At 66.6% G+C, this 8,547-nt stretch carries 6 protein-coding genes; all 6 read right to left on the minus strand.

Annotated elements, in window-relative coordinates:
* Positions 1-24 precede the first annotated feature (24 nt).
* Positions 25-1,674 (minus strand): AMP-binding protein, encoded by a 1,650-nt coding sequence (locus NBW84_RS19635; RefSeq protein WP_250286263.1) that lies wholly within the window; start codon positions 1,672-1,674, stop codon positions 25-27.
* 121 nt (positions 1,675-1,795) lie between these two features.
* Positions 1,796-2,962: an acyl-CoA dehydrogenase family protein gene (locus NBW84_RS19640; protein WP_131767400.1), complete on the minus strand. Its 1,167-nt coding sequence runs from the start codon at positions 2,960-2,962 to the stop codon at positions 1,796-1,798.
* A 27-nt stretch (positions 2,963-2,989) separates the two neighbouring features.
* Entirely contained in the window at positions 2,990-4,414 is a 1,425-nt protein-coding gene (locus NBW84_RS19645) for an aldehyde dehydrogenase family protein (protein WP_445548779.1), read from the minus strand.
* 26 nt (positions 4,415-4,440) lie between these two features.
* The gene (locus NBW84_RS19650) at positions 4,441-5,238 is read right to left on the minus strand and encodes an SDR family NAD(P)-dependent oxidoreductase (RefSeq protein ID WP_250286257.1); all 798 of its coding nucleotides are present in this window, start codon (positions 5,236-5,238) and stop codon (positions 4,441-4,443) included.
* Positions 5,239-5,255: 17 nt separating this feature from the next.
* Entirely contained in the window at positions 5,256-6,449 is a 1,194-nt protein-coding gene (locus NBW84_RS19655; protein WP_250286259.1) for an amidohydrolase family protein, read from the minus strand.
* 81 nt (positions 6,450-6,530) lie between these two features.
* A partial coding sequence (locus NBW84_RS19660) for an acetate--CoA ligase family protein (protein ID WP_250286261.1) occupies positions 6,531-8,547 on the minus strand: 2,017 nt, incomplete at its 5' end.

Below are 8,547 nucleotides of genomic sequence, written 5' to 3' on the forward strand. Positions count from 1 at the left end.
GGCCGGCGGAGTCAGGATGGACACTCACGTAGCCCGACGTTCGCTCCTCGCGATGACCAGACCCAGCGCCTCGAAGTCGATCGTCTCCGCCGTGATGCCGCGCTCGCGAAGCTTGAACTTCTGCACGCGGCCGTTGACGTTTGCCGGCAGAGCGTCGAGGAACTCCACGTAACGGGGGACCGCGTAGTACGGCAGTGTGGTCCTGAAGAAGTCGAAGAGCTCCTCGGGCTCGACCGACTCATCCGGCTTGAGAACGATGCACACCTTGATGTCGTCCTCGGACAGCTCTGACGGCACCGCGTGGACTGCGACCGCCGAGAAGGCAGGGTGCTTCATCAACGCTGCTTCGAGCTCGAGCGAGGACACGTTCTCCCCGCGGCGCCGCAGCGAATCCTTCTTGCGGTCGACGAACCAGAAGTACCCGTCCTCGTCGACGCGGCCGCTGTCTCCGGTGTGGTGCCAGAGGTTACGGAAAGTCTCGACGGTGGCCGCGTCATTGCGCCAGTAACCGGAGAACAGACGATAAGGCTCCTCCGCGCGGACCACGATCTCACCGGGCTCTCCCGGGGGCACCTCGACGTCACCCTCATCGACGATCTTGACCTGCAGGCCGGGCGTCAGCTTGCCCATGCTGCCAGGCTTGCGCATGCCACGAGGGTCGCCCAGCAGCGCTGGCCAGCACTCGGACTGCCCGAAGACCTCAGCGAAGGGCTCGATACCGAAGCGCTCCGCGAACTGCTCGACGAGTGCAGGGGTCGACGGCATGAAGGTGATGTGGCGCAGCTTGTGCTGCTTGTCCTCCGGGCTCGGCGGTGTAGTCATGATCGCCATTCCCATGGCGCCCATGCCCATCGCCGTCGTCGCACCCGTCTCGCGGATGCGGGACATGTAGCCGGACGCGCTGAAGGACGGCTCGACGATGGCGGATCCCCTGACGGCCAGGGCGGCGGCCACGAGCCAGGTCTGGCCGCTGAAGTGGAACAGGGGGTTCGCACCGAAGACAACATCGCCCTCGGCGTACCAGCCGAAATCGATAAAGACGTTGACGAGGTTGCAGTAGTACCCGTGCGTAATCGTGCAGCCCTTCGACGGACCCGTGGTCCCCGACGTGTAGATGACGGCACACACATCCGCGGACGAGAGGGCCACCGGTTCGAGGGGCCGAGGCGAGCCCTCAAGCGACGCGAACGGCGTGAGGTCGGGCAGCGACGTCGTCTCAGGGGCTTCCCCGACGACCACCAGGTGTTCGATGCCGTCGAGCTCAGGCAGCACGGGCTCGAGCATCTGCAGAGCGGCGGCATCGCCGATGTAGACGCGCGGTGTGGTCTGTGCGAGCTGGTGCCGCAGGAAGTCGCCACGCAGGTAGGTGTTCAGCGGGACCTGGATCGCTCCGGTCTTGGCGATCGCGTAGATGAGAACGATGTACTCGATGCGGTTGGGAAGGTTGATCGCCACGCGGTCACCTTTACCGACGCCAAGGCCCTGAAGGGCAGCCGCCACAGTGTCCGAGAGCCGGTCGAGTTCCCCGAGCGTCATCCAGGGGCTCGCGCACTGCACGAAGTCCCGGTCGGGGTCGCGCGCAGCTTCGTCCCGCAGCCAGTCGCCTAAAACCTTGTAGCCGGAGCCATGCTCTGCCGTCAGCGGCGCGGGCTGCTCAGGCAGCGCTTCGGTCATGGTGGTCACGTCTGCTCCTCGGCTCTCAGTGTCCGACGGGACGCCACTCTCGGCATGGCAGGCGACCCCCGGTTGAATCTATGTTGATTTCGAATCAGGTCAAGGGGTGCACACCCGTGCTTCAGTAGCTCTTGGGCAGGCCGAGGACGTGCTGCGAGATGTAGGCGAGCACGAGCTCCTGCGGAAGGGGTGCGATCTTCATCAGTCTGGCCTCGCGCCAGTAGCGGGCCACGTGGTACTCCTCGGCGTATCCGAAACCGCCGTGCACCTGCATGGCAACGTCGGCGGCCTGGAAGCCGGCATCCGTGGCGAGGAACTTCGCCATGTTGGCCTCCGCGCCTGCCGGCAGGCGCTGATCGAGCAGCCAACCGGCCCGACGGGTGACCAACTCTGCGGCCTGCAGCCGCGAGTGCGCTTCGGCGAGCGGGAACGCGATGCCCTGGTTCTGCCCGATGGGTCGTCCGTAGACGACACGATCGCGCGCATAGCCGACCGCCCGGCGCAGCGCGGCACGCCCGATGCCGAGCGCCTCACTGGCGATCAGGATGCGCTCGGCGTTGAGGCCGTCGAGCAGATACCGGAAGCCCGCTCCCTCTTCTCCGACCCTGTCAGACACGTGGACGAGCAGGTCGTCGTAGACCGTCTCGCAGGAGGCGACAGCGTTGCGACCCGCCTTCGGGATGGGCCGGATCGTCACGGCCGGGTTCTGAAGGTCGGCCATGAGCAGGGTCAGTCCCTCCGTGCGGGTGCGCACCTGCTCGACCGGGGTCGTGCGGACCAGCAGCAGCACCTTCTCCGACTCGAGCGCCTTGGAGGTCCAGACCTTCTGCCCGCGTACGCGGTAATGGTCCCCCTCGAGCCTGGCCGACGTCCGGATGGCGAGCGTCTCGGTACCGGCGTCCGGCTCGGTCACGCCGAAGGCAACGTGCAGGTCACCGCTCGCCACCCGCGGAAGGTACTTCCGCTTGAGCTCCTCACTGCCGTGCAGGGCGATCGGGTGCATCCCGAAGATGGACAGATGGATCGCGCTGCAGCCGTTCATCGCGGCCCCGGAGGCAGCTACCTCCTCGAGGATCACCGACGCCTCCAGCAGCCCCCGCCCACCTCCGCCGTACTCCTCCGGGATGGCGATGCCGATCCAGCCGCCCTCGGCGAGGGCGGTGTAGAAGTCCCAGGGGAACTCGTGCTTCGCGTCACGCCCGGCCCAGTACTCGTCGTCGAACTTGCTGCAGATGCTGCGAATCGCATCGCGGATCAGCCGGAGGTCCTCAGCCTCGGTGAAGTCCACTGTGGTCCTGCTCCTCTTCCTCGGCGGTCACGCGTACTGGAGTGACTTGAGCTCGTAGAACTCGAGCAGCCCGTGTATCCCCAGCTCCCGACCGACACCCGACTGTTTGAAACCCCCGAACGGGGCCTGGGCGTTGAAGAACGAGCCGTTGATGTCGACCTGTCCGGCACGGATGCGGCGCGCCACCCGCGCTGCACGAGCGGTGTCCTGCGACCACACACCGCCCGCGAGCCCGTAGATGGTGGAGTTGGCGATCCGGATGGCGTCATCGTCATCATCGAATGGCATGATCGCCAGGACGGGACCGAAAACCTCTTCCTGGGCAATGGTCATCCCTGGCATGACGTCAGAGAAGACCGTGGGCTTGACGAAGTAGCCTACGGACGTCTCCTCGGGCTGCTCCGGCCCCCCGGCGACCAGTCGGGCGCCTTCGTCGAGGGCGCCGCGGATGAAGCCGCGGACCGACTCCTGCTGCCTCTGAGAGACCAGCGGCCCCATGTTCGTCGCCGGGTCGAGAGGGTCGCCCAACCGGTAGCCGGCCACCCGCGCCTTCACCAGCTCCTCCACCTCGGCAAGCCGCCCGTGCGGCACAAGCATGCGCGTCCACGCGGTGCAGGTCTGCCCGCTGTTGGTGAAGCAGTTCGCAACGCCGACCTTCACGGCCTGAGCAAGGTCGGCGTCGTCGAGGATCACGTTGGCGGACTTGCCGCCGAGCTCCAAGGCCAGCCGCTTTATCGTCCCTGCCGCGAGCGCTCCGATCCGACGGCCGGCCCGGGTACTGCCCGTGACGTGGACCATGTCGACGTCCGAATGGACGACCAGCGGTTCCCCCACCGACTCCGCAGTACCGGTGACCAGGTTGAAGACGCCCGCGGGGAAGCCCGCCTCGTCGACGGCCTCCGCCACGATGAAGGCGCTGAGCGGAGCCACCTCCGACGGCTTCACGACCGTCGTGCATCCCGTCGCCAGCGCAGCTCCCACCTTGCCGAGCACCTGCTGCAGGGGGTAATTCCACGCGGTGATGCACGCGACGACGCCGAGCGGCTCACGGATGACGACCGACGAGCCGATCTTCTCCTCGAGCGAGAGCTCCGGAAGCAATGCTCTGTAGTGCGCGAGAGATCGGCATGGCGCCTCTGCCTGCAGGAGCCGGGACACCCGCACCGGAGTACCAACCTCGGTGGTGATGGTTCTAGCCAGTTCGTCGATACGGGCGGTCAGCGCCTCCTCCAGGCGTCTGATCAGCTCCAGGCGTTCGCGTAATGGCGTCGTGGACCAGGCCGGGAACGCCTGCTTCGCCGCCTCGACGGCGTCGTCGACGTCGACAGCATCCGCATCGGGGATGATCCCGATCACGGCCCCATTCGCCGCTCCATGAACCAGGAGTTCATCCTGCCCATGTGGTCGCCGCCACCTACCTGCGACATACAGCTCGTCACGTACGACGACCATGGGCACTCCTCCGTGTCAGCAGCATGTCAGCGCGGAGTCCTGGCGTGCAGACGCCGCATCTTCACAAGCCAGGCGTCGTGGTCGGCAGCCTTGCCCTGGAAATACCTCGAAACGTCCGGGTGGGTGAGGATCAGGAATTCCTCCTTACGCACCCCGTCGACGATCGACTGTGCGGCGTCCTCTGGCGTCACGGCACCCGCGACAGCGAACCACTCGCCCTGGGCGCCGCGCAGCATGTCTGTCCGCACCCCCTCCGCCACGATGCAGGACACCTTGATACCGGCGTCCCCGTAGTGGATGGCGAGCCATTCCGTAAGACCCACCGCCGCATGCTTTACGGCCGTATACGGCGCGTTGCCGAGTGCGGTCAGCAGACCACCCGCGGACGCATTCTGGACAAGGTAGCCCTCACCTCGCGCGAGCATCTGGGGCAGCACCGCGCGCGCGGCATAAACCTGCTGCATCACGTTGACGTCCCAGACCTCCTGCCAGGCGGCGTTGGACGCCCAGGGATTGCCACGCTCCTGCAGCGGCGTGGTGCCGTCCCAGGGCTCTCCCCACAGCACACCTGCGTTGGACACGAAGACATCGACACGCCCGTGCTCGCGGGTCGCGGCGTCGACCAGGTCGATGACCTGGTCCTCCATCCGCACGTCGCAGGGGTGGCCGAGGCAGCCGAGCTCGTCGGCCACCCTCATGGTCCCCAGTTGGTCGATATCGGACACCACGATGGTCGCCCCCTCTGTGGCGAAGCGGCGGCACATGGCCGCGCCCATCCCCCGCGCGCTGCCCGTGACGACGACGACTTTGCCCTTCAGCTCCATGATCGGATCAGGGCCGCTCAGCCGATGCCGACAGACAAACCTGTCAGCATCGCGGTGTTGCTCCACAGGATCTTGCGTTCGGCAACCGGGTCGTTCAGCTCTGCGGTGATCTTTTCGTACTGCCTCGGCTCGGCAAGGCCCTCGGGATGCGGGTAGTCGGATCCGAAAAGCACATGGTCGGGTCCGAGATGCCTGACGACCTCGAGCAGGTTGTCCTCCCAGAAGGGCGCGACCCAGACATGCTGCTTGAACTGCTCGACTGGATCCGAGGAGAAATATCCAGGCTGTTGGAAACCCGCACGGTTGAGCCCCGCCAGCAGGAGAGAGAGAAACTCTGCACCGTTCTCCACGGACGCCACACGGAGGCTGGGGAAGCGCTCGAACAACTTGTCACAGACGAGGGCACCCAGGTAGTTACCGATCGCCCGGTCGTGACCGACCGCAACTTCAAGCGGCGGGGCCACCCCACCAATGATGTTGCCGTGGTGATCAACGTACTTGTCGAGGCCGACGCCCCCGACCTCGCCGACATGCGGGATGAGCGTGGCACCCGCTTCGGCGAGGCGGGCGAAGATGGGGTCGAACCGCTCGTTACCGGGACTGATCCACCCGTCTTCGGTGTACACGGCCTGCGGCCGGACGACGAAGATGCGCGCTCCGTTGTCGAGACCGTGCTCGACCTCTCCCACTGCGGCGTCGACGTCTCCGAAGGCCAGGTAGGGCGCGGTGAAGATGCGGTCCTGGTAGTTGTAGCCCCAGTCGTCGAGAAGGAAGCGGTTGAATGCCTTGAACGCGACGGCCGCCGCTGGCACGTCCTCCTGCAGGCTCTCCTCGATTCCCATGCCGAGGGACGGCAGCATCCAGACACACTGGATCTCCTGCTCGTCCAGCTTGCGGATTCGGGCGTCCCGGTCGCGGTAGTAGGCCGGGAGCGGCTCGCGCTGCGCGAGGTACTCCGACAGCGGCTTGCCAGCCTTGTTGCCCCGGAAATAGTCGGCCATGACACCGGGCTTGACGATGGGGTCGAACGTCGGGTTCGTCACCGTCTTGTCGACCCTGCCGCCGACGATCAGTCGTTTACGCCCGTCGATCTCGGCCAGTTGCACCGTTCGCTCGGCCCATTCCCTGGGCCGATGCCTCGTGAAGGCGTCGAGCGGCTCGTAGTAGTGCTGGTCGCAGTCGAAGACAGGCGCCCTGGCGTCATCGCTCATGTGACTCTCCGAGGAATCATGACCGCACGTTGCGCGCGCTCATCGCATCGATTTCTAATTCTAGACTGAATTTGAACAACGTCAACCAGAGATGTCAGGCACGAAGAGGGCGTCCACAACGACTCCACCGCCCCCATCGACGAGGGCAGGGTTGACCTCGATCTCCCGCAGCCGCGCGGTGTGGAGGAGGTCGGCCATCCGGTGCAGCGTGTGATGCACCCATCCCAGGTCCACGGGGTCTGACCCCCTGAAGCCGAAGAACAGATCCGCCGTGCGCAGGCGGCTCAGCGCACGGCGGAGGGTCTCCTCGTCACAGGGCAGGGGGACGGACTCGACGTCCCGCAGGACTTCCACGGCTGCCCCACCGAGGCCGATACTCCCGAAGACGCCGAGACGACCGGCGTTTCGGACGGTGAGGACGAGCTCGACGCCGCCGGTGGCCATGGCCTGCAGCAGCCACTGCCGAGTACCTGGAACCCCTGCTCTGCCGGCTCGCTCCCGCATCACGCCGAGCGCCGACACCACGGCGTCTTCGCTCCTGAGCCCGACGGTGACGAGCCCGAGTTCGGTGCGGTGCGCCACGTCCTCGTCGCCGATCTTCAGCACGACCGGGTAGCCGAGCTCTGCCGCGGCCTTGGCCACAGCCGCAGGATCGTCGCCGAGCACGCGCATGGCGGCGACGTCGACGCCATGCGCGGCCAACCGTTGCAGTGCGGCAGCTCCGCCTTTCGCCGATGGGGATCCGGCGCCACAGTGGTCGACAACGGCTGCCTCCCCTGTGGTCGTACGCTCGGGTCCCAGCAACGCGCGGACAAGCCTTCCAAGGTCGGACGGCTTCTCGGCGACCAGGACGCCTCGCGCACGCAATTGCTCGATGTATGGACGCAGCGCATAGCCGCCGTACCACAGCACGACGAAGGGCTTACCGCTTTCGTCCATCACCGTGAGCACGTCGTCGACGCTCTGCTGGTTCCAACCCCGTGCACCCATCGGGAGTGGGACGCATAATGCCTCGACGGCAGGATCCGCGGCCACGGCAGACAAGTAGCTGCGGAAGTCGTGCGGCATCGATCCGGGCCCCACGTCGAGGGGGTTGTGCGCCGCGACGAACTGCGGAGATCGCTCCTTGACCTTCCCGAGCGTCTGCTGGGAGAGCGCCGGGAACACGACACCCGCCGACGCCAGCTGCTCGGTGGCAAGCACGGCCATTCCCCCGGAGTAGGCGACCATGCCCCAGCGCCTGGGGAAAGGTGTGCTGGTCGTCGTGGTGCGGACTGCGCCAAGGACCCACAGGTCGTCCGGGTCATCGACGACGGTGACACCGAGAGCGCGCAGGAGCCCGAGCTCGAGAGCGCCCCTGCCCGCGATCTTGCCGGTGTGGCTTGCCGCAGCCTGCTCACCGGCGTCCGTACGGCCGCCGAGATAGGCCACGAGACGCTTGCCGGCGGCGTGGAGCCTCTCGACAGCCTGGGAGAACAGCACGCCATCGCGGATGGACTCGACGTAGAGGGCCACGGTGTCGACATCGGGGTGCTCGGCGAAGAAGGCCACGAAGTCGGGGATGTCCATGTCCCGCTGGTTGCCCGTACTCACGATGTGCGAGATGCCGACGCCTGCCAGACGGGCCCGCTCGACAACGGTGCTGCCGATCGCACCGCTCTGCGCGATCACCGCGAGGCCGCCAGGGGCGATCGGCTCTCCCTCCGTCAGCACCGACGTCATGCTCATCGCCAGCCCGCTGCGTACGGTGACCAGACCGGTGCTGTTCGGCCCGACCATGGCGATGCCGTGCTCGCTCGCGAAGTCGAGGAGGGACTGTTCCAGGGCCAGGCCGTCGGGTCCCATGTCCGCGAAGCCGGCTGTCAACACGAGAGTCTGCGTTACCCCGATGTCGGCGCACTCCTGCAGGACACCCAGGACGTGCCGGGCCGGCACCGCAACCACGACCACATCGGGTACATGGCCGATGTCACGCAGCGAGGGGACGGCGCGCCGGTCGTCGACTTCGGTCGCACTGGGATGAACCACAGTGACGTCACCCTGGTAGCCATAAACCCTGAGGTGCTCGAGCACCGCGCGACCACCTGCCTTGTAGGCC

This window comes from Protofrankia sp. CiP1_Cm_nod2, assembly GCF_920664355.1.
Taxonomy (GTDB): domain Bacteria; phylum Actinomycetota; class Actinomycetes; order Frankiales; family Frankiaceae; genus Protofrankia.